The following is a 573-nucleotide window of genomic DNA, read 5'->3' as shown; positions in this document are numbered from 1 at the left end:
TCAACGAACTCATGCCTTGGTGTTACGCTGCAAAAGCAGCGTAACAGAGCGCGCCGCCGCCATGAAGACCGGCTTCACCGGACGGACACCATTGAGCCACCAAAATGCGCTCTGCGTCCATTTCTGGCCGCACCTATCCTCCGGCTCTCTCTCGTTCATGGTGGACCTATCTCGGATTTGTACCGCTCCTTTGACTTGGTATTTTGCCACAAAGGAGACTGTTCATGGCATCACGTCACGGCGCGGAGTTTCGCGCAGAAGCAGTCCGGATAGCGCTGACCAGCGGCTTGTCGCGTAAGCAAGTTGCCAGAGATCTTGGTGTTGGTTTTTCAACCTTGAACCGTTGGAGACAGCAGGGCCGGCGCAATCCCGAGAAACCGGCCACACAATCTGACCTTGAAAAGGAGATAGCAGAACTTCGCAGAGAAAACCGCCTGCTCCGGGAGGAGAGGGAGGTGTTAAAAAAGGCCACCCAGTTCTTTGCCCCCTCTCGGTGATTGCTCAGCAATCACCTGCCGGTTGATAGAAAGAAGCAAATGAGGTTTGCATTCATCGCGGAGAACCTGGGCCTTT

At 54.8% G+C, this 573-nt stretch carries 1 protein-coding gene; it reads left to right on the top strand.

Going from position 1 to position 573, the window contains the following annotated elements:
* The first annotated feature begins 224 nt into the window (after nucleotides 1-224).
* Complete coding sequence (locus ACXAIC_RS24785) at nucleotides 225-497, top strand: transposase (protein WP_475187111.1); 273 nt, start codon at nucleotides 225-227, stop codon at nucleotides 495-497.
* Nucleotides 498-573 lie beyond the last annotated feature (76 nt).

This window comes from Roseibium sp. AWQ4_254, from assembly GCF_056161025.1.
Note: the sequence above shows the minus strand (reverse complement) of the source record. Positions and strands in the feature narration are given on the sequence as shown.

Coding starts and splice junctions, on each gene's coding strand:
- ACXAIC_RS24785 (WP_475187111.1), top strand. CDS start 225: ATGGCATCACGTCACGGCGCGGAGTTTCGCGCAGAAGCAGTCCGGATA.